Below are 25,616 nucleotides of genomic sequence, written 5' to 3' on the forward strand. Positions count from 1 at the left end.
TGCTCGCCGGCCCCCCGCCTAGGATGGAGGCATGACGACACGCGTGGCCATCGTCGGCGGCACCGGAAAGCTCGGAGCGATCATCCGCGACGTGGTCGACGCCGAACCCGGATTCGAGGTCGCCGGGGTGCTGTCGTCCCGGTCGGAGCTGTCGGAGCTCGACGGCGCCGACCTGGTGGTCGACGCGTCGACGCCCGCCGTGTCGATCGACGTCGTCCGCGCCGCGATCGAGCGCGGCATCAACGTGCTCATCGGCACCTCCGGATGGTCGGCGGAGCGCATCGCGCTGGTCCGTCCCCTCGTCGAAGCCGCCGGCACCGGCGCCGTCTTCATCCCCAACTTCTCCCTCGGCTCGGTGCTGGGCTCGGCGCTCGCGGCCGCCGCGGCGCCGTTCTTCCCGTCGATCGAGATCGTCGAGGCGCACCGTGAGACCAAGATCGACTCGCCCAGCGGCACCGCCGTGCGCACTGCGGAGCTCATCGCCGCCGCGCGCGACGGCGTCGGCCCGGTCGAGTCGCCGCACGTCGACCAGCGCGCCCGCGGCCAGCAGGTCGCGAGCGTGCCGATCCACTCGCTGCGCCGTCCGGGCGTCGTCGCCCGCCAGGAGACGATCCTCTCGGGCGCGGGGGAGTCGCTCACCATCGTGCACGACACCGTGGAGCCGGCACAGGCGTACGGTCCGGGCATCCGTCTGGCCCTCGCGGCCGCACGCGATGCCTCGGGCGTCACCGTCGGCCTCGACAGCCTCATCGACATCGGCATCGGCCGCCGCACGGCGCAGCCCGACGGTCGCCCCGTCGACGAGGGCGGTGTGCCCGGCCAGGTCGCCCGCACCACCGGGGCATGAGCGCGCGCATCGGCGTCGCCGTCATGGCGGCGCTGCTCGCGCTGTACATCGTGCTCGTCGGGCAGCGCGCGTGGCTGCTGCTCGTGAGCGGCGACCCGGTCGGCATCGCGATGGGCGCGGCGCTCGTCGTGCTGCCGCTCATCGCCGCGTGGGCGCTCGGGCGGGAGCTGTGGTTCGGCGTGCGCGCGCAGCAGCTGGGCAAGCGGCTCGAGGCCGAGGACGCCCTGCCGCAGGAGGAGGTCGCCGTGCGCCCGAGCGGCCGCGTGATGCGCGAGGACGGAGACGCCGTCTTCCCCGCGTATCGCGCCGACGTCGAGGCCCACCCCGACGACTGGCGGGCGTGGTACCGGCTCGGACTCGCCTACGACGCCGCCGGCGACCGCCGCCGCGCGCGCGAGGCGGTGCGGGCCGCCATCCGGCTCGAGAAGGCGGACCGCCCCGGCTGAACCCGTCGCGGGATCAGGATGCCGCGGGCACGGCCGCCGCGACCGCGTCTTCCACCGTCGGGTGCGAGAACACGAACCCCGACTCCTCGAGCGCCTGCGGCACGACATGCGCATCCGCGGTGAGGATCGCCTCGGTGGCGTCCGCGCCGAGCGCGAGCTTCATGCCCCACACCGGCGCGCGCAGCAGGAACGGGCGATTCATCCGCACCGCGAGTGCGAACCCGAGATCGTTCGCCGTGGCGCGCGTGGGTCCGGACAGGTTCACCGGACCGGTCAGGCGGGCGTCGATCACATGCCGGATCGCGCGCACTTCGTCCTCGAGCGAGATCCACGGCCACGCCTGCGTCCCACGGCCGATCGGGCCGGAGAGACCGAGCTTCGTCAGGAGCATCAGCGGCTTCAGCACGCCGTCGGCGTGCACGACCGGCGCCGTGCGCAGCACCGACACCGCAGCATCCGTCCCCGCGCCGTACGCCGCGGCCTCCCACTCGCCGCAGAGATCCGCGAGGAACGACTCCCCGCGCGGTGCGTCCTCCGCGAGGCGCGCGCCCGGCACCGAGCCGTAGTAGCCCACGGCCGAGGCCGACACGAGATGCGGGGCCCCCGCACCGAGCTCGCGCACCGCGCGAGCGAGCGCGCGGGTGGGCGCGATGCGCGACCAGAGCAGGGTGCTCTTGTACGACGGCGTCCAGGGGAATCGCCCGATGCTCGCGCCGTTGAGCCCGACGACGGCGTCCGCACCCTCGAGCACGGCAGGATCCAGCGGCTCGGCGGTCGTGAGCCACTCGACCTCGTGCGCGGCCTCGGCGGGCCGGCGCACGAGGGTCGTCACCTCGGCGCCGTCGGCGCGGAGGCTCTCGACGAGCGCCCGGCCGATGAGGCCGGACGCCCCGGCGACGACGATGCGCCGACCGTCGTCACCGCCCGGAGGGCCTTCAGGCAAGCGTGGCCTCGATGGTGATCTCGATGCCCGCCAGGGCCTGCGAGACGGGGCAGCCGGCCTTCGCGCTCTGGGCGAGCCGCTCGAAGTCCTCGGGCTCGAGTCCCGGGACGACGGCATTGACGTTCAGGTGGCTGCCGGTGATGCCCGTGCCCGGCTTGAACGTGACCGAGGCGGTCGTGTCGATCGACTCCGGGGGAGTGCCGTTCTCCGCCAGGGCGAGCGAGAACGCCATGCTGAAGCACGACGCGTGCGCGGCCGCGATGAGCTCTTCCGGCGTCGTGACGGACGTCGAGCCTTCGCTGCGCGCCTTCCAGTTGACGGGGAAGGTCCCGAGGCCGGACGACACGAACGTGGTCTCGCCGGAGCCGTCGAACAGCCCGCCCTTCCATACCGTGGTTGCTTCGCTCGTGACGGTCATGTGGGCCTCCTCGCTGGCGGGGCGCCCGCGTGCCGGGCGTCTCGCGTCAGCCTATGGCGTCGGGCTGCCGCACCGCGATGGGTTGACAGCGGATGCTGCGCCCTCGGCCTGCGGACGGCCGACGCGGCGTCAGGCAGAGGCCGGGCGGGTGCGGCCGACGATGCCGGCGCGCTGCAGCAGGAGGTACAGCTGGCAGCCGAGGCAGAGGCCGAACACGGCGTTGAGGAACGCGGCGATGAAGGCGGCCGCCGCGGCGATCGTCAATGCCCACGGCACGCCGAACAGCTGCAGCACGAGACCGAGAGCCGACACGAAGAGGCCGACGCCCTGCGCGAAGCGCGGCGGGCGCGGGTCCTCGAGCTCGGTCGGAGCCGACAGGCGCGGCGCCACGACCGCGCGGTAGAGCGCACCCCACGGCGCGGTGCGCGGCGAGACCACGCCCCACAGGAAGAGGAGGGTCGTGACGAGCAGCAGGAGGAAGGCCGGGTCGAGGATCCGCTCGGCGACGCTCGCCGCGGAGATCGCCCATCCCTCGGACGTCTGCGCCGTCGACAGGCCGGTGAGCCCGAGGAACACGACGATCAGCAGGAGCACGGCGGTGATGCCGGCCGCGAAGCGCGGACCGCGGGGGTCGATGCCTCGTGGGGTCGCAGCATCCCGTCGCTCAGACATTCGCGTCCTCCGCGATCAGGCGGTTGAGCTCGAGCTCGAGCACATCACGACCCGGGGCGCCGCCGAAGCGGGTCTGCACGACGCCGTTGCGGTCGAGCACGAGCGTGGTCGGCGTCTGCAGCACGTGGAAGTGCTTCGCGATGTCAGGGCGGTAGGTGAGGTCGACGTCGAGGTGGCGGACGCCCTCGTGGTCGTCCGCAATCGCCGCCAGCGTGCGGTGCACACCGGGACAGCGGGCGCAGAGCTCGGTGCTGAACTGCAGGAGGGTGGCGACTTCGCCCAGTCCATCGGCGCCGAGGCGGTGAGGTTCGATGACCTCGTGCTCGACGTTGCGGCGGGCGTGGGACTGTCGCCAGTTGAGGAAGACACCGAGTGCCACCGTCGCCGCGAGGAGCGCGGCGAGGGCGATGAGGGCGCCGACGAGGTTCACAGCAGATCAGGCTAACCCCTTTCACCTGAATGGAGGCCGAATCGGCGAATATGACGCGATCGATGTCACAGAAGGCGGGTCGGCGCTGTGAGGGGAGCACACGGTGCGGGCACGGCCGGGATGCCCTGGGCGCGGGTATCGTGGCAGCCGTGACGACGCCGATCCCGACCCCGTACGAAGACCTTCTGCGAGACGTGCTCGAGCACGGCACCCACAAGGACGACCGCACCGGCACCGGCACGACCAGTGCGTTCGGCCGGCAGATCCGGTTCGACCTCGCACAGGGCTTCCCGCTCATCACCACGAAGCGTGTGCACTTCAAGTCGATCGCATACGAGCTGCTGTGGTTCCTCCGCGGCGAGTCGAATGTGGCATGGCTGCAGGAGAACGGCGTCACCATCTGGGACGAATGGGCGGATGCCTCCGGCGAGCTGGGCCCGGTCTACGGAGTGCAGTGGCGGTCGTGGCCGACGCCGTCGGGCGACCACATCGACCAGATCGCGCTCGTGCTCGACCAGATCCGCGCGAATCCGGATTCGCGGCGGCTGATCGTGTCGGCGTGGAACCCCGCCGACATCCCCGACATGGCGCTCGCGCCGTGCCATGCGATGTTCCAGTTCTACGTGGCCGACGGCAAGCTGTCGTGCCAGCTGTACCAGCGCAGTGCCGACCTCTTCCTCGGCGTCCCCTTCAACATCGCGTCCTACGCGCTGCTGACCCTCATGGTGGCGCAGCAGGCGGGGCTCGAGCCGGGCGACTTCGTGTGGACCGGCGGCGACTGCCACATCTACGACAACCACGTCGAGCAGGTGCGCGAGCAGCTCACCCGCGAGCCGTACCCGTATCCGACGCTGCGCATCGCGCGCACGCCCGAGTCGATCTTCGACTACCGCTACGACGACTTCGTGCTCGAGGACTACCAGCACCACCCCGCGATCCGCGGGGCGGTCGCGGTATGACGGCCCCGATCGGCCTCATCTGGGCGGAGGCGCATGACGGCGTGATCGGCGCCGACGGCGGCATGCCGTGGCACGTGCCCGAAGACCTCGCGCACTTCAAGGCCCTGACGCTCGGCGCACCGGTCGTCATGGGCCGCCGCACGTGGGAGTCCTTCCCGGCGCGCTTCCGCCCGCTGCCGGGGCGGCGCAACATCGTCATCACCCGGCAGGACGAGTGGATGGATGCCGGCGCCGAGCGCACCGCATCGCTCGGGGCCGCGCTGGACCTGGCCGGCGAAGGCGCGCCCGAGCGCATCTGGGTGATCGGCGGCGGGCAGATCTTCCAGGAGGCCATGGCGCTCGCCGACCTCCTCGAGGTCACCGAGCTCGACGTCGCGGTCGAGGGCGACACCCTGGCGCCCGACCGCGCCGGCTGGATCACGGCCGCGACGGACCCGGTCGACGGCTGGCATACCTCGGGTTCCGGCATCCGCTACCGCTTCCTGCGGCTGGTGCGACCTGCGGAGCACGGCCCTCGCTGACAACCGCAATAGGCTGGCGCGCATGGCGAAGACGGCGCTCATCACCGGTGCGAGTTCGGGACTCGGTGCGGAGTACGCGCGCCAGCTGGCGGCGAAGGGCGCGCACCTCGTGCTCGTCGCACGCGACCGGCAGGCGCTCGAGCAGCTCGCCGTCCGGCTGCGGTCGACGTACGGGGTCGAGGTCGAAGTCCTCGCGGCCGACCTGCTGAAGCGCCGCCAGCGCGATCGGGTCGCGGCGCGCGTCGCCGACGAGGCCCGGCCGATCGAGATCCTGGTGAACAACGCGGGCTTCGGGCTGCCCCTGGCGTTCGAGCGCAACGACATCGAGGACGAGGTCCGCCACCTGGAGCTGCACGTCGAGGTGCCCATGCGCCTCACCCACGCGGCCCTGGGGGCGATGCTCGCGCGCGGGCACGGCCGCATCATCAACGTCGCATCGGTGGCCGCCTTCATCCCGCGCTCGACGTACGGCGCCTGCAAGGGGTGGCTCGTGAGCTTCAGCCGCTGGGCGAACGGCCGCTACGGTCCGCGCGGTGTCACGGTGACCGCGGTCTGCCCCGGGTACACCCACACGAACTTCCACGAGCGCCTCGGGCTGCCGCCGGGCCAGGAGGGCGTACCCGACGGGATGTGGCTCGACGCGCGCGACGTCGTGGCCGAGTCGCTGCGTGATGCGGCACGCGGTGCGGCCGTGTCGATCCCGTCGCTGCGGTACAAGGCGCTCGTGACCCTGGCCCGCTTCGCCCCGCCGTCGGTCGCCGCGCGCATCGGAGAGCGCGGCCGCTGAGCCGGGCCCGGCGTCACCGGGCGCGCCGGGGCGCGGCATCCCGATAACCTGAGTGCATGACGCATACGGGCAATCCCTTCGGACAGGTGCTCGTCGCGCTCGTCACCCCCATGACGGCCGACGGCGAGGTCGACTGGCCCGCTGTCGAGAAGCACATCGACGACGTCATCACCGCGGGGGCCGACGGCATCGTCGTGACCGGCACCACGGGTGAGACGTCGACCCTCACCGACGCGGAGAAGATCCGCCTCGTCGAGGTCGGAAAGGATGTCGCCGCCGGCCGCGCCAAGATCATCACGGGCGGCGGGTCGAACGAGACCGCGCACGCGATCGAGCTCTACAAGGCCAGCGAGAAGGTCGGCGCCGACGGCATCATGATCGTCACGCCGTACTACAACAAGCCCACGCAGGCGGGCATCCTCACGCACTTCCGCCTGGTCGCGGACGCCACCGACCTGCCGGTGATCCTGTACGACATCCCGGGCCGCACCGGCGTGCCGATCCGGTACGAGACGATCCTGCGCCTCGCCAAGCACCCGAACATCCTCGCCATCAAGGACGCCAAGGGCGACTTCAGCGAGGTGAGCCGCGTGCTCAACCAGACCGACCTGATGTACTTCTCGGGCGATGACGCCAACGTGCTGCCGCACCTCGCGATCGGCGCCACGGGGCTCATCGGCGTCACCGCGAACATCGCGGCGCAGCCCTACCGTGCGATCGTCGACGCCGTGAACGCCGGGGACCTCAAGACGGCCACCGCGGCGCACCAGCAGCTCGAGCCGCTCGTGCGCGCCGTGATGACCCACGTGCCCGGGACGGTGTCGGCGAAGTACATCCTCCACGGCCTCGGCCGCATCGGCAGCCCGCGTGTGCGGCTGCCGCTGGTCGGACCGGAGGAGTGGGAGGCCGCCAAGATCGAGGACGAGCTCGCGCTCGTGAACGATGTGCCCGGCGCCGACTTCTCGAACTTCCGCCCCGACCGCAACGCCGCCGCCGGCGGCGCGCTGCCGAAGGTCTCAGGCACCACGAGATGACGAATAGCGCCGTCGAACGGTCGACGGCGCGCAGATGACGGGCGTCCCAGCGCCCGGAGGAGGCTTCGCAATGCCCACCACCCCGTACGACCCGCCGGAGCTCGCAGCAGGAACCCTACGGATCGTCCCGCTCGGCGGCCTCGGCGAGGTTGGGCGCAACATGACGGTGTTCGAGTACGGCGGGAAGCTCCTCGTCGTCGACTGCGGCGTGCTGTTCCCCGAGGAGCACCAGCCCGGCGTCGACCTGATCCTCCCCGACTTCGAGCCGCTCAAGAAGCGGCTCGACGACATCGTCGGCGTCGTGCTCACGCACGGCCACGAGGACCACATCGGGGCGGTGCCGTACCTGCTCAAGCTCAAGAGCGACATCCCGATCATCGGATCGGGGCTGACCCTCGCGCTCACCGAGGCGAAGCTCAAGGAACACCGGATCAAGCCGTACAGCCTCACGGTGGCGGAGGGGCAGAGCGAGAACCTCGGGCCGTTCGAGCTCGAGTTCGTCGCGGTGAACCACTCGATCCCCGACGCGCTCGCCGTCGCGATCCGCACGCCCGCGGGTCTCGTGCTCGCGACCGGCGACTTCAAGATGGACCAGCTGCCGCTCGACGGCCGGCTGACCGACCTCCGCGCGTTCTCGCGGCTGGGGGAGGAGGGCGTCGACCTCTTCCTCGTCGACTCGACCAACGCCGATGTGCCCGGCTTCACGCCCCTCGAGCGGTCGATCGGCCCGGTGCTCGACCAGGTGATCGGAAAGGCGCCCCGGCGTGTGATCGTGGCGAGCTTCTCGAGCCACGTCCACCGCGTGCAGCAGGTGCTCGATGCGGCCGCCGCCCACGGCCGTCGCGTGGCGCTCCTCGGCCGCAGCATGCTGCGCAACATGACGATCGCCGAAGACCTCGGGTATCTGCACGTGCCGGAAGGCGTGCTCATCGACTACAAGAAGGCGCGCGACCTGCCCGACGACAAGATCGTCTACATGTCGACCGGATCGCAGGGCGAGCCGATGGCCGTGCTCAGTCGCATGGCGAACCTCGACCACGCGATCGAGCCCGGTCCCGGCGACACCGTGATCCTGGCGTCGAGCCTCATCCCCGGCAACGAGAACGCGGTGTACCGCGTGATCGACGGGCTCACCAAGCTCGGTGCGAACGTCGTGCACAAGGGCAACGCGAAGGTGCACGTGTCGGGGCACGCCGCGGCCGGCGAGCTGCTCTACTGCTACAACATCCTGAAGCCGAAGAATGTGCTGCCGGTGCACGGCGAGTACCGCCACCTGATGGCGAACGCGCGTCTCGCGCAGGACACGGGCATCGAGCCCGAGCGCACGATCCTCGCCGAGAACGGCACCGTGATCGATCTCAAGGACGGCGACGCGCACGTCGTCGGCCAGCTCGACCTCGGCTTCGTCTACGTCGACGGGTCGACCGTCGGGGAGATCACGGACGCCGACCTCAAGGACCGCCGGATCCTCGGCGAAGAGGGCTTCATCTCAGTGATCGTCGTCGTCGACGCCTCGACGGGCAAGGTGATCTCCGGCCCCGAGGTCCACGCGCGCGGCTTCGCCGAGGACGACGCCGTGTTCGAGGACGTCAAGCCGAAGATCGCTGCAGCGCTCGCCGAGGCCGCCAAGTCCGGCGTCCGCGACCCGCACGCGCTGTCGCAGATCGTGCGCCGCACGATCGGCCGCTGGGTCAACCAGTCGCTGCGCCGCCGGCCGATGATCGTGCCGCTGGTGATCGAAGCGTAGCGAGATCGCCATCACGCGGAGTATCGAGTCGTAACACGCGGCCCGTACGATCGGCGTCGTGGCCTCCTCGTTCCGCACCCGCCCCGCCGTGTCGGCAGACGGCGCCTTCCTCGGCGACATGGTCGTCGAAGCGGCGAACTGGCGCCAGGGCGGCGCGCGGCCCCGCCACGAGGTGATCGGCGGCGCCGAGCACCGGCGTTACGTGGCGGGCTGGATGCGGCCGGGCGATGCGGGTTTCGTGGCCGAGGACGCCAACGGCGAGCCGGTGGGCGCCGCCTGGTACCGCATGCTCCCTCGTGACGACCCGGGCTTCGGGTATGTCGGCACGGGGGTGCCCGAGCTCATCATCGGCGTGCGCCCGATCTGGCGTGCCCACGGGGTGGGGCGCGCACTCCTGCAGAGACTGTGCGAGCATGCGGCAGCGCAGGGGTTCGCGCGGATCAGCCTGAGTGTCGAGCGGGGCAACTTCGCCTCGACGCTGTACCGCAGCGAGGGCTTCGCCGTCACGCAGAGCGGATCGGGCCGCGACACGATGGTCAAGCGCCTGCGCTGAGGGATCCGGCGACGCGGGCCTTCGCGACGCGCCGGGCCTGCGGCCGCTCGGCGGCGTGGTTGCGGGCAAATGTCGGGGTGTCGGCCTACCGTGGGGGGATGGCCAGGAGCTCAAGCCCGACCAGCCGGTCGCGCGCGTCTTCGAGCGCGTCGACGAACGCGCGCTCGAGCGCGTCCTCGTCGGCGCGCAAGCCCGCGGCCGCCAAGCCGGCACCCGCACCCAAGCGCTACGTGAACGAACCCGACCGGCCGCCGGTCATCGCGCGGGCGTGGATGGGTCTCGCGCACGCCACCGGCAGTCTGTTCCGCGCCTTCGGTCCCGAGGCGCTCGAGAAGGACCAGCGCCGCGACGGCTTCCCGTTCCTGCTCGTGCTGCTGGCGATCGCCGGCGCCGTGAACGAGTGGTTCTTCATCGGCAACGAGGTCGCGAAGACGATCAGCGCGTACACCGTCGGAATGCTGATCGGCCGCGAGGCCTTCGTCATGCCGGTGCTCCTGCTGCTGCTCGCGGGCTGGATGTTCCGGCATCCGTCGTCCGTGCACGACAACGGCCGCGTGGGCATCGGCTTCGGCCTGCTCGTCCTCACGATCGCGGGCTTCTGCCACGTCGCAGGCGGCCGCCCCCAGCCGAACCAGGGGCTTCCCGCGCTGAGCGAGGCGGGCGGCCTCTTCGGCTGGATGCTCGGCGAGCCGCTCGCCATGGTCCTCACCGACGTCGGCGCGTACATCGTGCTGTCGCTGCTGGCGGTGCTCAGCATCCTGATCATCACGAAGACGCCCCCGAACCGCATCGGGCGCCGCCTGGGCGAGCTGTACGCCTGGATGTTCGGCGCCGAGCCGCGGGAAGAGAAGGCGACGGCGGATGCTGCGGCCCCGGCCGCCGCGGACGACGACGGCGACTCCTCCCTGCCGTTCTGGCGCCGCAACAAGACCGGTCGCGAGAAGGACCCCGAGGGCGGGCTCGGCTCGCAGGACCTCACCGAGCTGCTGACGCCCGGCACGTCGCAGGGCGGGTTCGAGCAGGCGATGGCCACGCCCGTGACCCCTCCGCCGGCACCCGCGACCGACGCGCTCACCGAGGTCATCGACCCCGCCGTGCTGTCGGCGGCGAAGGCAGCGACCTCGTCGCGCACGTCGCTGCGCGACGACGCCGAGGTCATCGAGGACGACGGCACGCTTCCCGGCCTCGACGGCATCGGCTCGGCCACCGCCGTCGACTCGCCGTCCGCGCCGTACCGGCTGCCGTCCGTCAACTCTCTGGCCGCAGGATCGCCCCACGTGGCGCGCTCCCAGGCCAACGACGACACGGTGCGCGCGATCACGAGCGTGCTCGAGCAGTTCAATGTGGATGCACGCGTCACCGGCTTCTCGCGCGGTCCGACCGTGACGCAGTACGAGATCGAGGTCGGTCACGGCGTGAAGGTGGAGCGCATCACCGCGCTCACGAACAACTTCGCGTACGCCGTCGCCTCCAACGAGGTGCGCATCCTCGCGCCGATCCCGGGCAAGAGCGCCATCGGCGTCGAGATCCCCAACACCGACCGCGAGATCGTGACGCTCGGCGACGTGCTGCGCTCGCAGACCGCGACGAGCCAGACGCACCCCATGACGATCGGCGTCGGCAAGGACGTCGGCGGCGGCTACGTCATCGCGAACCTCGCAAAGATGCCTCACCTGCTGGTGGCAGGCTCCACCGGCTCGGGCAAGTCGAGCTTCGTGAACTCGATGATCACGAGCCTGCTGATGCGGGCGAAGCCCGCCGACGTGCGCATGGTGCTCATCGATCCCAAGCGCGTCGAGCTGACGTCATACGCGGGCGTGCCGCACCTGATCACACCCATCATCACGAACCCCAAGAAGGCCGCCGAGGCGCTGCAGTGGGTCGTGAAGGAGATGGACATGCGGTACGACGACCTCGCGTCGTTCGGCTTCCGTCACATCGACGACTTCAACAAGGCGGTCGTGGCCGGTGAGATCACGCTGCCGCCGGGCAGCGAGCGCGTGCTCAAGCCGTACCCTTACCTGCTCGTGGTCGTCGACGAGCTCGCCGACCTCATGATGGTCGCGCCTCGTGACGTCGAGGACTCGATCGTCCGCATCACACAGCTCGCGCGCGCCTCGGGCATCCACCTCGTGCTCGCGACGCAGCGGCCCTCGGTCGACGTCGTCACGGGCCTCATCAAGGCCAACGTGCCGTCGCGCCTCGCGTTCGCCGTGACGAGCGTCACGGACTCCCGCGTCATCCTCGACCAGCCCGGCGCCGACCGCCTCATCGGCCAGGGCGACGGCCTGTTCCTGCCGATGGGCGCCTCGAAGGCGCTCCGCGTTCAGGGCGCCTGGGTGAGCGAGAAGGAGATCGAAGAGGTCGTCAAGCACGTCACGCACCAGGCGCGGCCGGAGTATCGCGCCGACGTCGCGGCGGTGGCCGAGAAGAAGGAGATCGACGCCGACATCGGGGACGACCTCGAGCTGCTGCTGGCGGCGGCCGAGCTCGTCGTATCGAGCCAGTTCGGCTCGACGTCGATGCTCCAGCGCAAGCTCCGCGTCGGTTTCGCGAAGGCCGGCCGTCTGATGGATCTCCTGGAGTCCCGCGAGATCGTCGGCCCGTCCGAGGGCTCCAAGGCCCGCGATGTGCTGGTGACGGTGGAGCAGCTGCCCTCGGTGCTCGCGCGCCTGCGCGGCGAGGACGTGCCTGTCGCGGCGCCCGCACCTGCAGCGCCGGCCGCGGAGGCGGAGGCGGACGACCGCTACGGAACGGATGCCGTGGCCTCGCAGTACGACGGCTACCCCGTGGTCGAGAGCGACGACGACGGCTCCGAAGACGCGTGGGGTCTCACCGGTCGCGACTGACCGCCGTGCAGCGCCGCCGCGGCCGCATCGCGACCGCGCCCGCCGATAGGCTCGGGCCATGGCGATCCCCCGGCAGCTGCCCAACGCGATCACGATCGTGCGCATCCTGTGCGCGCCGGTCTTCCTGTGGATGCTCCTGGCCGACGGGGGAGCGGACGGCGCGCTGCGGTGGTGGGCGGCCGCGCTGTTCATCGTGGCGATCGCAACCGATGGGATCGACGGCTACCTCGCGCGGAAGTACGAGATCGTCACCGACCTCGGCAAGCTCCTCGACCCCATCGCCGACAAGGTGCTCACCGGCTTCGCCTTCATCGGCCTGTCCATCCTCGGCGAGCTGCCGTGGTGGATCACGATCATCGTGCTCGTCCGCGAGATCGGGATCACGGTGTACCGGTTCATGGTCGTGAGCGATCACGTGCTGGCCGCCGCCTGGATGGGCAAGCTCAAGACCCTCGCGCAGGGGCTGGCCCTCTCGTTCGCTCTGCTGCCGCTGTGGACCCTCGTGGGCGACTGGATCTTCTGGGTCAACGGGGTGCTCATGACGATCGCGGTGATCCTCACGATCGCGAGCGGCATCGACTACATCGTGACCGAGATGCGTGCCGCGCGCGCGAAGCGGAGAGACGCGTGACGGATGCCGCAGCCGCGGTGCTTCGCGCCCTCGACGGCCGCGGCTGGTCGATCGCGGCAGCCGAGTCGCTGACCGGAGGGCGCGTGACCGCGACGCTCGTCGACGTGCCGGGGGCGTCCGCGCACGTGCGAGGCGGGATCGTCGCGTACGCCACCGACATCAAGGCGACCCAGCTGGGCGTGGATCCCGATCTCCTGGCGGAGCGCGGACCGGTCGACGCGGACGTCGCGGTGCAGATGGCGAAGGGCGTGCGTCGCGCGCTGCAGGCGGACGTGGGCGTCGCGACGACCGGAGTCGCCGGCCCGGATCCGCAGGACGGCAAGCCCGTCGGCACCGTCCACATCGCTGTCGTGACACCCGACGAGGTCGTGTCGTCGTCGCTCGAACTGTCGGGAACGCGCGATGAGATCCGCACCCGGACGGTGCAGAGCGTGCTGGAGCTCGCTCTCACCGTGGTGGGAGGCATCCGTCATCCGTGAGACCGGGTCCGGGAACAGACGGTGTTTCGTCTCGGTTACATTCGGTGATTCCCACCCATTGCCCAGTTCACGGGATTAGATTGACATCATCCGGTGCTGTACTGTTGGCCACCCGGACGACGGTGGAATCAGAAGTGAGGAGGGGCCCTGATGATCCTGGTACGTCAAGAGATCGGCGAAGTGCTTCGTGATTTCCGCCAGCAGAAGGGGCGGACCCTCCGCCAGGTGGCCAGCCGAGCGAGTGTCGCGCTGGGCTATCTGAGCGAGGTGGAGCGCGGCCAGAAGGAGGCCTCGAGCGAGATCCTCGCGTCGGTGGCCGAGGCGCTCGATGTTCCCATCTCGATCATCATGCGCGAGGTGGGCGACCGCATCTCGGTCCTCGAGGGCCTGCAGACCTTCCCCGACGTCGTCCCCGACGACCTCGTGGCCTCGGTCGACGCCGAGCTGTCGCTGCGCTGACCCCGCCGCTTTCTCATATGCGTCGCAGTGAGTTCCAACGTGCCGTGAGCGACGAGTTCGGCGCGCGCGCGAACGCCGTCGTGACGGATCTGTATCTGTCGAAGGTGGGCGGTCGCACGGCCGCCGACGCGATCGATGCCGGGGTCGACCCGCGCGAGGTGTGGCTCGCCCTGTGCGAGGAGCTCGACGTTCCCGCCGAGCGCCGGTACGGCGTCGGGCGACTCGAGCCGCGCCGCCGCTGACCTGCACGGCGGTACGCGTTTCCGCTGCCGCGACGCGGCGTGTCATCGAAGAAGTGTTCGAGATCCGCGTAGGCTCCTGCACAGCAGGTGTCGAGAGCGTGTTTTCCACGCAGCGGGAAGGAGCGAAGACGGATGTCGGAGCCCCTCCCTAACGTGAACAGCGTCGAACGACACCTCACGCCTTGTCGCAGCATCCGTCCCACCGGGGTGGAGCGCGACAGCCTACAGGCGACGGAACGCGAGCACTGAGGAGCACGTCATGCCATCACCCGTTGACCGCGAGAAGGCCCTGGAATCGGCCCTCGCCCAGATCGACCGGCAGTTCGGGAAGGGCTCGGTGATGCGCCTCGGCAGCGACGAGCGTGCTCCCGTCGAGGTCGTGCCCACCGGCTCGATCGCCCTCGATGTCGCGCTCGGCATCGGCGGTCTCCCGCGCGGCCGCATCATCGAGATCTACGGACCGGAGTCGTCGGGTAAGACGACGCTGACCCTGCACGCGATCGCCAACGCGCAGCGCGCCGGCGGCATCGCGGCGTTCATCGACGCGGAGCACGCGCTCGACCCCGACTACGCGCAGAAGCTCGGCGTCGACATCGACGCGCTTCTCGTCTCGCAGCCCGACACGGGTGAGCAGGCGCTCGAGATCGCCGACATGCTCGTGCGCTCCGGTGCGATCGACCTCATCGTGATCGACTCCGTCGCCGCCCTCGTGCCCAAGGCCGAGATCGAAGGCGAGATGGGCGACTCCCACGTGGGTCTGCAGGCGCGCCTCATGTCGCAGGCGCTGCGCAAGCTCACCGGTGGTCTCAACCAGACCAACACCACGATGATCTTCATCAACCAGCTGCGCGAGAAGATCGGCGTGTTCTTCGGCTCGCCCGAGACCACCGCCGGTGGTAAGGCGCTCAAGTTCTACGCGTCGGTCCGTCTCGACATCCGTCGCATCGAGACGCTGAAGGACGGCGCTGAGGCTGTCGGCAACCGCACCCGCGTCAAGGTCGTCAAGAACAAGATGGCGCCGCCGTTCAAGCAGGCGGAGTTCGACATCCTCTACGGCGTGGGCATCTCGCGCGAGGGCAGCCTCATCGACTTCGGCGTGGAGCACGCCATCGTCAAGAAGTCCGGTGCCTGGTACACCTACGAGGGCGAGCAGCTCGGGCAGGGCAAGGAGAACGCCCGCAACTTCCTCCTGAAGACCCCGGATGTCGCGGCCGAGATCGAGACGAAGATCAAGACGAAGCTCGGCATCGGCGTGCCCAAGGCCACGGGCGAGGTCGCGGACGAGCTGGCGGCGCGCCGCCCGGCCTGATGGTCCGTTTCGTCGACAGCGGTGGCGAGTCCGACGCGGAGAACAGCGACGGACTCGCCCCCGTGACATCGCTCTTCGGCGACCGCAGCGCAAAGGCCTACCCGAAGACCGCGGCGGACGTCCGGCAGGAGCTCGAGGACCGCATCCCCGCCGGCCGAGCAAACCAGGACTCGTGGGTGGAGCACGGCCCCGCATCGTCGGCACCGGCTGCGGCCGAGTGGCGGACCGAGTGGAACGACGGCCCCGGCGCGAGCACGACCGCACACCACGCACCCGAGCGCGATGAGCGTGATGAGCGCCCCATCGACCTCGACGCCGAGCGCGCCGGTCGGGCTCGTTCCGGGGCGAGTCGGCGAGGTGGGGCGGAGGCCGCCGATCCCGCCGATGCGGCCGAGCTCGGCCTGCTGAAGAAGCTGCGTGCCCGGCAGGTGTCCGTGTCGGAGGCGAAGACGTACCTCGGCCAGTACGAGCTCGGCCGCGAAGGCGTCGAGGCGATCCTCGACTCCTTCCTCGAACGCGGCTACCTCGACGACGCCCGGCTCGCGGAGCAGGTGGTGCACGCCGGCGTCGATCGCAAGGGACAAGGACGCCAGGCGCTCTCGCAGAGCCTCGCGAAGCGGGGTATCCCGCGCGACATCGCCGATGCTGCGCTGGCGGAGCTGCCCGACGACGACGCAGAACGGGCGCTCGAGTTCGCGCGATCCAAGGCGGGCTCCATGCGCGGGCTCGAGCGCGACGTCGCGCTTCGTCGCCTCGCCGGCCAGCTGGCGCGCCGCGGCTACGGAGGCTCGGCGGCGCTCAACGCCGCCCGGCAGGCGCTGGACGAGTCGATGCGTCCCACCGGGCGCGTGCGATTCGACTGACGCCCACCGCTCGAGCCCGCCCGTTTCGTGCACGAAGCAGGCCAGCACGCGCCGCTAGGGTGAGCGGATGCTCACGAAGTTCCTCGTCGATGAGGCGCAGCTGACCGACCTCGTCGCGCCCGTGGGGCGTCTGTCGTCGGCGGAACCGCTGTCGGGCGGGATGTTCGCGACGGCGTTCCGCCTCCACTTCGACGACGGCCGCCGTGCGGTCGCGAAGATCGTCGGTGCCGACACATCCCGGTTCCTGACCTACGAGCTCGGGCTGCTCGGCACGGAAGCCCTCACATACCGCATGCTCGAGGGCAGCGGAGTGCCCGTGCCGCGTGTGCTCCACACCGATTTCACGCGCGAGCTGCTGGACGCCGATCTGGTCGTCGCCGAGCACCTTCCCGGCGTGCCGTGGCTCGGGCGCGAGCTCGACGAGGCGCAGACCGCGGTCGTGCGTCGCAACCTCGGCGCGGTCATGGCGGGCCTGCATCGGGTGGATGCGCCGTCGTTCGGCTACCCGGCAGCGGATGCCGGGCTCAGCGCCGCCACCTGGCGTGAGGCCTTCGTCCTGATGATCGAGGCCGTGCTCGCCGACGCGGAGCGGTGGCAGGTCGTGCTTCCGGCGGAGCGCGTGCGCGCGGCGGTCGCCGCCCACGCCGACGCCCTCGACACCGTCAGTCGCGCCGCGGTGGTCCACACCGATCTGTGGGAGGGCAACGTCTTCATCGATCCCGACAGCCTCGACGTCGTCGGGATCATCGACACCGAGCGGACGCTCTGGGGCGACCCGCTGCACGAGCTCGTCGGCGCCGATCAGTTCGGCACCGGGGAGCCGAACGCCGACCTGCTCGCGGGCGACGCGGCAGCCGGCGGCGTCCTCGCCCGTGAGCTCGCCACGCCGACCGGCCCGACGCGCCTCCAGCTGTCGCGGCTTTACTTCTCGCTCGTGCTCGCGGTCGAGCCCACGATGCGCGGCTACGAGGGGGAGTGGGCCGCCGGATACGAGCATGGAGCACGCGCCAACCTCGACCTCGCGCTGGATCGACTCGAGTCGACCTCGGCCGCTTCCTGACCGGCCGGGGACGCAGCATCCACTACCAGCCTCCGTGCATGCGGACGGCTCGTAGAATGGCGGGATCATGTCTTCCCCTTCCGCCACCCCGACTCTCATCGCGCCCTCCGAGGCCGCGCACGATGTCGACGGGCGTGCGCGCACCTACGAGGTGCGCACGTTCGGCTGCCAGATGAACGTGCACGACTCCGAGCGCCTCTCCGGTTCGCTCGAGAGCGCCGGCTACGTCCGTGCCGAGGCGGGTCAAGAGGCCGACGTCGTCGTCATCAACACGTGTGCCGTGCGCGACAACGCTGCCGGCAAGCTGTACGGCACGCTCGGTCACCTCAAGTCCCGCAAGGACAAGCACGAGGGCATGCAGATCGCCGTCGGCGGCTGCCTCGCGCAGATGGACAAGGACGTCGTCCAGCAGAAGGCGCCCTGGGTCGACGTCGTCTTCGGCACCCACAACATGGGATCGCTGCCGAGCCTGCTCGAGCGGGCACGCCACAACGGCGAGGCCGAGCTCGAGATCCTCGAGTCGCTCGAGATCTTCCCGTCTACGCTCCCCACCAAGCGCGACAGCGTCTACAGCGGCTGGGTGTCGATCTCGGTCGGCTGCAACAACACGTGCACGTTCTGCATCGTGCCGAGCCTGCGCGGCAAGGAGAAGGACCGCCGCCCCGGCGACATCCTGAACGAGATCCGCCTCCTCGTCGACGACGGAGCGATGGAGGTCACCCTCCTCGGCCAGAACGTCAACTCGTACGGCGTCGAGTTCGGTGACCGCCAGGCGTTCGGCAAGCTGCTGCGCGCCGCCGGCGAGATCGAGGGCCTCGAGCGCATCCGCTTCACGAGCCCGCACCCCGCCGCGTTCACGGACGACGTCATCGACGCCATGGCCGAGACTCCGGCCGTCATGCCGCAGCTCCACATGCCGCTGCAGTCGGGCAGCGACCGCATCCTCAAGGCGATGCGCCGGTCGTACCGCAGCGAGAAGTTCCTGGGCATCCTCGATCGTGTGCGGGCCCAGATGCCCGACGCCGCCATCACCACCGACATCATCGTGGGCTTCCCGGGCGAGACCGACGAGGACTTCGAGGACACGATGCGCGTCGTCGAGCAGGCCCGGTTCGCCAGCGCCTTCACGTTCCAGTACTCGATCCGCGAGGGCACCCCGGCGGCCACCATGCCCGACCAGGTGCCGAAGGAGATCGTGCAGGAGCGCTACGAGCGCCTCGCCGCCCTGCAAGAGCGCATCTCGCGCGAAGAGAACGAGAAGCAGCTCGGCCGCGAGCTGCAGGTGCTCGTCTCGACCGGCGAAGGCAAGAAGGACGCCGAGACCCACCGCCTGACGGGCCGCGCCGAAGACAACCGGCTCGTGCACTTCGAGGTGCCCGAGGGCTCCGGGATCCCGCGCCCCGGCGACGTCGTCTCGGTCGTGGTGACGCACGCCGCTCCGTTCCACCTGCTCGCCGACTCGACCGACGGCGCGCCGCTGCGCATCCGCCGGACGCGCTCGGGCGACGCGTGGGATCGCTCGCAGGCCGAGTCGTGCGGCATCCCGGCGCCCGCGGGCGAGTCCGCTGGGCCGCGCTCGGTCTCGCTCGGGCTGCCGACCCTGCGCATCGGCGTCTGACGCGCTCAGTGAACACCACGGCCGACGACGTCCCGCCGCCGCGCCTGTGGGCCGTCGTCGGTGCGACGGGGACGGGCAAGACCGCGCTGTCGCTCGAGCTGGCCGAAGCGCTCGCGGCCGGCGGCCGCCCGGCCGAGATCGTGAACGCCGACGCGATGCAGTTCTATCGCGGCATGGATATCGGCACCGCGAAGCTTCCCGAGGCCGAGCGGCGAGGCATCCGTCATCACCTCTTCGACGAACTGGACGTCACCGAGGACGCCGCAGTCGCCTGGTATCAGGATGCTGCGCGCACGGCGATCCGCGAGATCCACGGGCGCGGCGCCGACGCCGTGCTGGTCGGCGGTTCCGGGCTGTACGTGTCGAGCGTGCTGTTCGACTTCCGCTTCCCGCCGCGCGATGAGGAGCTCCGCGCCCGGCTCGAGGTGGAGCTCGACGAGCACGGCCCCGGCGCCCTCTACGCCCGCCTCCGCGAGCTGGATCCCGCGACCGCGGCCAAGGTCGACCCGCGCAACGGCCGCCGCATCGTGCGCGCCCTCGAGGTGCTCGAGCTCGGTGAGCGCACCCATGGCGCGATGCTGCCCGACGCGCCCGTCCTCTGGTACCCCGACACTCGCATCGTCGGCGTCGCCGTGCCCCGCGACGAGCTCGTGCTCCGCCTCGATGCACGCGTTGAGGGGATGTGGCGGGACGGCCTCCTCGATGAGGTGAGGGCGCTGCGTGCGCAGGGCCTCGAGCGCGGTGTGACGGCGCGACGAGCCATCGGCTACGCGCAGGCGCTCGCGCAGCTGACGGGCGAGATGACGGAGGCCGAGGCGATCGCCGAGACCCAAACGCTGACGCGCCGCTACGCCCGCCGCCAGGTGTCGTGGTTCAAGCGCTACGAGGATCTCCGGTGGGTGGATCCGGAGACGGACGCCGCCGCCCTGGCAGACTCGTGGTCATGAGCATCGCGATCCGGGCCTTCGATCTCCCCGACACCGAGGCGGTCGTCTCGCTGTGGCAGCAGACGGGGCTCACGCGGCCGTGGAACAACCCGTACCAGGACATCCGCCGCAAGCTCTCCGTCCAGCCGGAGCTGTTCCTCGTCGCCGTCGACGACCGGACGATCGTCGGCACGGTCATGGCCGGCTACGACGGCCACCGCGGCTGGCTCTACTACCTCGCGAGCGCGCCGGACCGGCGCGGCGAGGGGATCGCACGCAAGCTGGTCGCCGAAGCCGAGGAGCTGCTGACCGAGATGGGCTGCCCGAAGGTGCAGCTCATGGTGCGGCCCGAGAACGGCATCGCACAAGGTTTCTACGACTCGCTCGGCTACGAGCCGTTCGAGACGTGGAACACCGGCAAGCGCCTCATCGCCGACTGAGCCCGGCCGGGACCGGAGCCTCGGATCCCGCCCGTAGACTGGTGCGATGCCGCAGACGATCGCGTTCACCAAGGGCCACGGCACCGGCAACGACTTCGTGATCGTCCCCGACCCCGACGGTGCGCTCGACCTCAGCGACGACCAGGTCGCGGTGCTGTGCGACCGGCGCTTCGGGATCGGCGGCGACGGCATCCTGCGCGTGGTGCGTGCGAGCGCCATCGACGAGGGCGCCGAGGCGGCAGCATCCGGAGCTGAATGGTTCATGGACTACCGCAACGCCGATGGTTCGAAGGCGGAGATGTGCGGCAACGGCGTGCGGGTCTTCGTGCGCTACCTCGCCGACGTCGGCTGGGCCGATGTCGACGGCGAGCCGCTCAAGGTCGGCACCCGCGCGGGTATCAAGACCGTCACGCGCAGCGACCGCGGGTACGAGGTAGACCTCGGCCCATTCGTCGTCGACGACTCCGGGGTGCTCGTGCGCACGCGCGGCGGGGGTGCTCCTCGTCCGGGTGTCGGGATCGATGTCGGCAACCCCCACGTCGTCGTGGCGCTGCCCGACGACGCGGAGCTCGAGGGACTCGACCTCGCCGCGCAGCCGCTGCTGCAGCCTGAGCCTCCGCATGGTGCGAACGTCGAGTTCGTCGTCCCGAGCGACCCGCTCGTGCACGAGGGCGTCGGCTCGATCCGCATGCGCGTGTTCGAGCGCGGGGTGGGCGAGACGCTGAGCTGCGGCACCGGTGTCGCCGCCGCGGCGCTGGCGGTGCGGCACTGGGCCGGTCCCGCGGCACCCGACCACTGGGTCGTCGAGGTCCCCGGCGGCACGCTGGGCGTACGGATGCCGGAGGTCGACGGCGAGCGGCACGTGCTCCTGTCAGGACCCGCGACGCTCGTCTACACCGGCGAGGTCACGCTCGCGTAGCGGACCTCAGACCTCGGGCAGCTCGGGCAGGTCGATCGGCTCGCTCGGCGGTGAGCCGTGGCGGCGCACCTTGAGCACGCGGAAGCCGCGGGCCGTCGCCGCACGGTGGACGGTGAAGCGCCGGTCGAGCGTGGCGGCGAGCCAGCGCTGCAGCGAATCCGAGCCGAGGTTGCGCTGCACAACGAGCCACGCGTCCGCGCGTTCGTCGAGCCGGGGGAGCCAGCGTTCGAGCAGGCCGTGCAGTTCGTTCTTGCCCACGCGGATGGGCGGATTCGACCGGATCGTGCGGAACAGGATGTCGTCGGGAACATCATCGGGCAGCGACGCGTTGACGTTGTCGAGCCCGAGTGCCGCCGCGTTGCGGCGCACCAGGTCGAGCGCACGCTCGTTCACGTCGACGGCCCACACCGTCGCGTGCGGCGCGTCGAGCGCGAGGCTGAGTGCGATCGGTCCCCACCCGCACCCGAGGTCGAGGAAGTTCCCGCTCGCCGGAGGCGGGGGAGTGTTCGACAGCAGCACCGCGGTTCCCGAGTCCACGTGATCGGGGCTGAAGACGCCCCCGGCAGTCGTGACCTCGAGATCGCGACCGGACAGTGTGACCCGGATGCGGCGCAGATTCTCGGGGCTGGCGGGTGTCGCACTGAAATAGTGGTCACTCCCCATGGCTGACGAGCCTAGCGGAGGTGCTCCGCACAACGGGAAGCTAGAATTCACGGATGCCGCGAACCGGCCGATGAGCGGCGGAAAACGGCATCCACCGCAACAAGCGAAGGAACACATGACGGATACCACGACACCCCAGAGCACCGACGAGACGCCGGTGGACCCGGTGGATCGCGTGCTGGCGCGCGCCGAAGCGCGCTCGGGGGTGCACGTCTTCGGAGCCGCTCAGGCGCTCCAGGACGAGGCAACGATCGGGCGCACCGACACCGACGGCGAGCAGTGGGATCGCGAGGAGCGCGCCGCGCTCCGGCGCGTCCCCGGGCTCTCCACGGAGCTCGAAGACGTCACCGAGGTCGAGTACCGGCAGCTGCGACTCGAGAACGTCGTGCTGGTCGGCGTGCACGCGCAGGGCGAGACGGAGGATGCCGAGAACTCGCTGCGTGAGCTCTCGGCGCTGGCCGAGACCGCCGGCGCCGTCGTGCTCGACGGGGTGCTGCAGCGGCGTCCCCACCCGGACCCCGCGACCTACGTGGGTCGCGGCAAGGCGGAGGAGCTGCGCGACATCGTCGCCTCGGTCGGCGCCGACACCGTGATCGCCGACACCGAGCTCGCGCCCAGCCAGCGGCGCGCCCTCGAGGACGTCGTCAAGGTCAAGGTGATCGACCGTACGACGGTGATCCTCGACATCTTCAGCCAGCACGCGAAGAGCCGCGAGGGCAAGGCCCAGGTCGAGCTGGCGCAGCTCGAGTACCTCCTCCCGCGCCTTCGCGGCTGGGGTGACTCGATGAGCCGCCAGGCCGGTGGACAGGTGGGCGCGGGCGGTGCGGGCATGGGCTCGCGCGGCCCCGGTGAGACGAAGATCGAGCTCGATCGTCGCCGCATCCGCACGCGCATGGCGCAGCTGCGCAAGCAGATCCGCGACTTCGCCCCGGCGCGCGACGCCAAGCGGGCCGAGCGCAAGCGCAACACGATCCCGTCGGTCGCGATCGCCGGGTACACCAACGCCGGCAAGTCGTCGCTGCTGAACCGCCTCACGAGCGCGGGCGTGCTCGTCGAGAACGCCCTGTTCGCGACGCTGGACGCCACGGTGCGGCGCACGGAGACGAACGACGGCCGGATCTACACGCTGACCGACACCGTCGGTTTCGTGCGCAACCTGCCCCACCAGCTGGTGGAGGCGTTCCGGTCGACGCTCGAGGAGGTCGGCGACGCCGACGTCATCGTGCACGTCGTCGACGGCTCGCACCCCGACCCGGCCGCCCAGCTGGCGACGGTGCGCGATGTGATCGGCGACGTCGGCGCCCGCGACATCCCCGAGATCATCGTCTTCAACAAGGCCGATCTGATCGACGACGACGCGCGCCTGCTGCTGCGCGGACTCGAGCCCAAGGCGGTGTTCGCATCCTCCCGCACCGGCGAGGGGATCGACGAGCTGCGGGCCATCATCGAGGACACGCTGCCGCTGCCGGCCGTCGAGGTGCGGGCGCTCGTGCCCTACGACCGCGGCGACCTCGTCTCGGCGATCCACGAGCAGGGGATGATCCTCGCGCAGGAGCACGAGGAGGGCGGCACCGCCGTGCACGCCCGCGTGGGCGAGCACCTCGCCGCACGCCTCGCCCCCTTCGCGGTCTGAGGACGCGAGCCGCCGCTCGAGCCGCTAGTCGAGCTCGAGCGGCGGCACTCCCGGCGTCTCGAAGCCGAACACCTGGCCGAGGAACGCGAGCTCGGCCTCCATGGTCCGAACGAGCGTCGTCGCGCTGCGGAAGCCGTGCCCTTCCCCCTCGAACGCGAGGTAGGCGTGGGCGACGCCGTTCGCCGCGAGGGCGTCGCGCACAGCCTCGGACTGCGACGGCGGCACGACGCGATCGTCGAGGCCCTGCTCGATCAGCAGCGGTGTGCTCAGTCGATCGAGGTGCGACAGCGGCGACCGCTGGACATACAGCTCCTCGGCCTCGGGCAGCGGCCCGACCATGCCGTCGAGATAGCGGGCTTCGAAGTCGTGCGTGTCCTCGGCGAGCGTGCGCAGGTCGGCCACGCCGTACCGGCTGATGCCCGCGCCGAACGCGTCGGAGTTCGTCAGTGCGCACAGCACCGTCCAGCCGCCCGCCGAGCCGCCCGCGATCGCGAGCCTGGCCCCATCGGCGGTGCCCGCCTCCGCGAGCCCGCGGGCCGCGGCCACGACATCGTCGACGTCCACGACGCCCCACTGCCCGAGCAGGCGCTCGCGGTAGGCGCGGCCGTAGCCGCTGGAGCCGCCGTAGTTGACGTCCAGCACGCCGATTCCGCGGCTGGTCAGGTAAGCGATCTTCCCGGATGCTGCGCCGCCCACGTGATCGGTCGGACCGCCGTGCACGAACACCACGTACGGGGGCCGCTCGCCGTCGGGTCCGACGAATCCCGGGTTCGCCGGCGGATAGTCGAATGCGTGGACGGGACCATGCGGCCCCGGCACGGTGATCGGGCGGGAGCGCGGCATCCACTCGGCTCCCCACGGCGACGTGCCGCCGACGATGAGCCGCGTCGCCGCGGGATCGTCGACGTCGACCTCCCAGAGCCCTGCGCCGCCGGAGCCGGCGCCCGAGAGGAGCAGACGGGTGCCGCGGGCGTCCTCGATCGACAGGCGCGTCACCGCGTCGACGGGCACCGCGCGGCGCCCACCGGCGGTGTCGAGCACCACGAGCTCCTCCGCGCCGTTCGCCTCGACCGCGGCGATGCGCCCGTCGGCGAGCAGCGTGAACCACCGCGTGCCGAGCACCCACAGCGGCCCGCCGGTGTCGGCATCGACGGCAGCGATCGGCTCGTGGGGGAGGTCGGCCGTCAGCCGCAGCCGCCACAGGTTCCAGCGGCCCGTCGGGTCATCGGCGTAGACGAGATCGTCGTCGTCGACCCACACGGGCTGCAGCGGCGAGGAGCCGCCGCCCGCGACCGTGGTCCACTCCGGGCCGTCGCCGCCCTGGAGGCGGCCGATACGCAGCTCCGCGCGATCCCAGGCCATGTGGGGGTGATTCCACGCGATCCAGGCGAGGCGCGAGCCGTCGGGCGACAGCGCGGGGTGGGCGACGAAGTCGCTGCCGCTCGCGAGCGAGCTCAGGCGCGCAGCATCCGCTCCACCGTCCCGGGGGATGTCCACGATGTCGCGAGCCGGAACCGCGGTGCCGCGGGTGTGGTCCTCGCGCACGGCGAGCAGGCGGCCGTGCTGCAGCGTCAGGCCGCCGAAGCGGACGTCGCCGGCCTCGGGCGTGAGCGGGCGCGGCTCACCGCCCGGTTCGAGCCGCCAGACGCGCTGGTCGGTCTTCTCGACGAAGTACAGCACGCCGTCGTCGTCGGCCGTCCACGAGCCGCCGCCGTACTCGTGCACGCGCGACCTGGCGCTCCACGGCGCGGGGAGCACATCGACGACGGCTCCGGATGCCGCCCTCCGGCGCACGGCGGAGCGGCCGCCCTCTTCGGGCACGGACTCGCCCCACCACACCTCCGGCTCGTCGGCGCCGACGAAGCGCGCACCCTCCAGACGTGGTGAGGCCGCGGAGACCTCCGCGGCCGAGATGGGGGAGGGCCAGCTGCCGTAGGGGCGCACGTCCGGTGTCGTCACGCACCCCACGCTACGACGAAGCACACGGAAGCCGCGATCGAAACAGAACGTCACAGGCGACACCGCGGCGGCGCGCTCCGCTACCGTGGACGAATCGTCGCCCGGTCGTCCTCACGGACGCCCCGAACCTCGGGGCCCGGGCAGGAGCGACAGCCGAGCCCGGCACCCGCCCGCGAATGACACCCCTTCCGCCGTCCGGCGGGTGGAGG

The 25,616-nt window shown here is 71.1% G+C and carries 27 protein-coding genes; 21 read left to right on the forward strand and 6 right to left on the reverse strand.

Annotated elements, in window-relative coordinates; all coding sequences use genetic code 11:
• Positions 1–31 precede the first annotated feature (31 nt).
• Together ACFVSU_RS19425 and ACFVSU_RS19430 are read left to right on the forward strand one after the other, a co-directional pair.
• Positions 32–847: a 4-hydroxy-tetrahydrodipicolinate reductase gene (locus tag ACFVSU_RS19425; protein ID WP_387146788.1), complete on the forward strand. Its 816-nt coding sequence runs from the start codon at positions 32–34 to the stop codon at positions 845–847.
• Positions 844–1,293, forward strand: a complete 450-nt coding sequence (locus tag ACFVSU_RS19430; RefSeq protein WP_387146791.1) for a hypothetical protein — start codon at positions 844–846, stop codon at positions 1,291–1,293. Before ACFVSU_RS19425 ends, ACFVSU_RS19430 begins: the two co-directional genes overlap by 4 nt.
• Positions 1,294–1,306: 13 nt before the next feature.
• On the opposite strand, the gene ACFVSU_RS19435 is transcribed toward ACFVSU_RS19430, so the two are convergent.
• From ACFVSU_RS19435 to ACFVSU_RS19450, 4 genes are all read right to left on the reverse strand, one after another.
• Positions 1,307–2,236: a TIGR01777 family oxidoreductase gene (locus tag ACFVSU_RS19435; protein WP_387146794.1), complete on the reverse strand. Its 930-nt coding sequence runs from the start codon at positions 2,234–2,236 to the stop codon at positions 1,307–1,309.
• On the reverse strand, positions 2,229–2,654 hold the full coding sequence (locus tag ACFVSU_RS19440) for an OsmC family peroxiredoxin (RefSeq protein WP_045297285.1): 426 nt from the start codon (positions 2,652–2,654) through the stop codon (positions 2,229–2,231). Before ACFVSU_RS19440 ends, ACFVSU_RS19435 begins: the two co-directional genes overlap by 8 nt.
• 129 nt (positions 2,655–2,783) lie before the next feature.
• Entirely contained in the window at positions 2,784–3,326 is a 543-nt protein-coding gene (locus tag ACFVSU_RS19445) for a DUF4395 domain-containing protein (protein ID WP_387146797.1), read from the reverse strand.
• A complete protein-coding gene (locus tag ACFVSU_RS19450) occupies positions 3,319–3,756 on the reverse strand; it encodes a TlpA family protein disulfide reductase (protein WP_387146800.1) in 438 nt (145 codons plus the stop codon). The genes ACFVSU_RS19445 and ACFVSU_RS19450 overlap by 8 nt, the downstream gene beginning before the upstream one ends.
• A 149-nt stretch (positions 3,757–3,905) precedes the next feature.
• Between ACFVSU_RS19450 and ACFVSU_RS19455 the strand changes: the two genes are divergently transcribed.
• From ACFVSU_RS19455 to dapF, 18 genes are all read left to right on the forward strand, one after another.
• Positions 3,906–4,715, forward strand: coding sequence for a thymidylate synthase (locus ACFVSU_RS19455; RefSeq protein WP_387146803.1), 810 nt, complete (start codon positions 3,906–3,908; stop codon positions 4,713–4,715).
• A complete protein-coding gene (locus ACFVSU_RS19460) occupies positions 4,712–5,236 on the forward strand; it encodes a dihydrofolate reductase (RefSeq protein WP_387146806.1) in 525 nt (174 codons plus the stop codon). Before ACFVSU_RS19455 ends, ACFVSU_RS19460 begins: the two co-directional genes overlap by 4 nt.
• Before the next feature lie 22 nt (positions 5,237–5,258).
• A complete protein-coding gene (locus ACFVSU_RS19465; RefSeq protein WP_387146809.1) occupies positions 5,259–6,023 on the forward strand; it encodes an SDR family NAD(P)-dependent oxidoreductase in 765 nt (254 codons plus the stop codon).
• A gap of 56 nt (positions 6,024–6,079) precedes the next feature.
• On the forward strand, positions 6,080–7,057 hold the full coding sequence (gene dapA / locus ACFVSU_RS19470) for a 4-hydroxy-tetrahydrodipicolinate synthase (RefSeq protein ID WP_310289856.1): 978 nt from the start codon (positions 6,080–6,082) through the stop codon (positions 7,055–7,057).
• Between the two features lie 70 nt (positions 7,058–7,127).
• Complete coding sequence (locus ACFVSU_RS19475) at positions 7,128–8,804, forward strand: ribonuclease J (RefSeq protein ID WP_387146812.1); 1,677 nt, start codon at positions 7,128–7,130, stop codon at positions 8,802–8,804.
• A 58-nt stretch (positions 8,805–8,862) separates the two neighbouring features.
• Positions 8,863–9,357 carry a GNAT family N-acetyltransferase gene (locus tag ACFVSU_RS19480; protein ID WP_387146815.1) on the forward strand — a complete coding sequence of 165 codons (495 nt, stop codon included), beginning with the start codon at positions 8,863–8,865 and terminating at the stop codon, positions 9,355–9,357.
• A 98-nt stretch (positions 9,358–9,455) separates the two neighbouring features.
• Positions 9,456–12,206, forward strand: a complete 2,751-nt coding sequence (locus ACFVSU_RS19485; RefSeq protein WP_387146818.1) for a DNA translocase FtsK 4TM domain-containing protein — start codon at positions 9,456–9,458, stop codon at positions 12,204–12,206.
• Positions 12,207–12,264: 58 nt separating this feature from the next.
• Positions 12,265–12,837, forward strand: coding sequence for a CDP-diacylglycerol--glycerol-3-phosphate 3-phosphatidyltransferase (gene pgsA / locus ACFVSU_RS19490; protein WP_387146821.1), 573 nt, complete (start codon positions 12,265–12,267; stop codon positions 12,835–12,837).
• Positions 12,834–13,316, forward strand: a complete 483-nt coding sequence (locus ACFVSU_RS19495; protein ID WP_387146824.1) for a CinA family protein — start codon at positions 12,834–12,836, stop codon at positions 13,314–13,316. Before pgsA ends, ACFVSU_RS19495 begins: the two co-directional genes overlap by 4 nt.
• 150 nt (positions 13,317–13,466) lie before the next feature.
• Positions 13,467–13,775 carry a helix-turn-helix domain-containing protein gene (locus ACFVSU_RS19500; protein WP_018172206.1) on the forward strand — a complete coding sequence of 103 codons (309 nt, stop codon included), beginning with the start codon at positions 13,467–13,469 and terminating at the stop codon, positions 13,773–13,775.
• A gap of 17 nt (positions 13,776–13,792) precedes the next feature.
• A complete protein-coding gene (locus ACFVSU_RS19505; protein WP_387146827.1) occupies positions 13,793–14,017 on the forward strand; it encodes a DUF3046 domain-containing protein in 225 nt (74 codons plus the stop codon).
• A gap of 259 nt (positions 14,018–14,276) precedes the next feature.
• Positions 14,277–15,326, forward strand: coding sequence for a recombinase RecA (recA, locus tag ACFVSU_RS19510; RefSeq protein ID WP_387146829.1), 1,050 nt, complete (start codon positions 14,277–14,279; stop codon positions 15,324–15,326).
• Entirely contained in the window at positions 15,326–16,189 is an 864-nt protein-coding gene (locus ACFVSU_RS19515) for a regulatory protein RecX (protein WP_387146831.1), read from the forward strand. The genes recA and ACFVSU_RS19515 overlap by 1 nt, the downstream gene beginning before the upstream one ends.
• Before the next feature lie 67 nt (positions 16,190–16,256).
• Positions 16,257–17,249 (forward strand): phosphotransferase family protein, encoded by a 993-nt coding sequence (locus ACFVSU_RS19520; RefSeq protein ID WP_387146835.1) that lies wholly within the window; start codon positions 16,257–16,259, stop codon positions 17,247–17,249.
• Positions 17,250–17,316: 67 nt separating this feature from the next.
• Positions 17,317–18,867, forward strand: a complete 1,551-nt coding sequence (gene miaB, locus ACFVSU_RS19525) for a tRNA (N6-isopentenyl adenosine(37)-C2)-methylthiotransferase MiaB (protein ID WP_387146838.1) — start codon at positions 17,317–17,319, stop codon at positions 18,865–18,867.
• An 8-nt stretch (positions 18,868–18,875) separates the two neighbouring features.
• Positions 18,876–19,814, forward strand: coding sequence for a tRNA (adenosine(37)-N6)-dimethylallyltransferase MiaA (gene miaA, locus ACFVSU_RS19530; protein ID WP_387146841.1), 939 nt, complete (start codon positions 18,876–18,878; stop codon positions 19,812–19,814).
• A complete protein-coding gene (locus ACFVSU_RS19535) occupies positions 19,811–20,233 on the forward strand; it encodes a GNAT family acetyltransferase (protein ID WP_387146843.1) in 423 nt (140 codons plus the stop codon). The genes miaA and ACFVSU_RS19535 overlap by 4 nt, the downstream gene beginning before the upstream one ends.
• Before the next feature lie 46 nt (positions 20,234–20,279).
• Positions 20,280–21,152 carry a diaminopimelate epimerase gene (gene dapF / locus ACFVSU_RS19540; protein ID WP_387146846.1) on the forward strand — a complete coding sequence of 291 codons (873 nt, stop codon included), beginning with the start codon at positions 20,280–20,282 and terminating at the stop codon, positions 21,150–21,152.
• 6 nt (positions 21,153–21,158) lie between these two features.
• Here the strand turns inward: dapF and ACFVSU_RS19545 are convergent, their stop codons facing one another.
• The gene (locus ACFVSU_RS19545; protein WP_387146849.1) at positions 21,159–21,815 is read right to left on the reverse strand and encodes a class I SAM-dependent methyltransferase; all 657 of its coding nucleotides are present in this window, start codon (positions 21,813–21,815) and stop codon (positions 21,159–21,161) included.
• Positions 21,816–21,930: 115 nt separating this feature from the next.
• Between ACFVSU_RS19545 and hflX the strand changes: the two genes are divergently transcribed.
• The gene (gene hflX / locus ACFVSU_RS19550) at positions 21,931–23,448 is read left to right on the forward strand and encodes a GTPase HflX (protein WP_387146852.1); all 1,518 of its coding nucleotides are present in this window, start codon (positions 21,931–21,933) and stop codon (positions 23,446–23,448) included.
• A 24-nt stretch (positions 23,449–23,472) separates the two neighbouring features.
• Here hflX and ACFVSU_RS19555 read toward each other — a convergent pair whose 3' ends face one another.
• The gene (locus ACFVSU_RS19555; protein WP_387146855.1) at positions 23,473–25,407 is read right to left on the reverse strand and encodes a prolyl oligopeptidase family serine peptidase; all 1,935 of its coding nucleotides are present in this window, start codon (positions 25,405–25,407) and stop codon (positions 23,473–23,475) included.
• Positions 25,408–25,616 lie beyond the last annotated feature (209 nt).

Source organism: Microbacterium sp. NPDC058062 (assembly GCF_042885375.1).
Lineage (GTDB): Bacteria > Actinomycetota > Actinomycetes > Actinomycetales > Microbacteriaceae > Microbacterium > Microbacterium trichothecenolyticum_C.